Consider the following 236-nt stretch of genomic DNA (forward strand, 5'->3'; position numbering starts at 1 on the left):
TTATATTATTACCTTTCTTCTTATTAATTAATATTGCTAGGTTTAGATGGTATATAGCATCCTTGAATTCATTCATACCGCATAATACTACCCCTAGATTACTATGTCTTACAGATGCTTCATAATGATCGTGCCCAAATATTTCTTTATCAATATTTAGTGCTTTTCTTAAATGCTCTAAAATTTCTTCTTCATGATAATTGCCGCTCTTATACATAGAAAACCCTAAATGACTA

Annotated in this window: 1 protein-coding gene; it reads right to left on the minus strand. The window is 29.2% G+C overall.

Annotation, left to right across the window (positions count from 1 at the left end; translation table 11 throughout):
* Positions 1 to 217: tetratricopeptide repeat protein (locus tag NF27_RS07255; protein WP_039457652.1), on the minus strand; the 217-nt coding region annotated here is incomplete at its 3' end.
* Between the last annotated feature and the right edge of the window lie 19 nt (positions 218 to 236).

This window comes from Candidatus Jidaibacter acanthamoeba (genome assembly GCF_000815465.1).
Classification (GTDB): Bacteria; Pseudomonadota; Alphaproteobacteria; order Rickettsiales; family Midichloriaceae; genus Jidaibacter; species Jidaibacter acanthamoebae.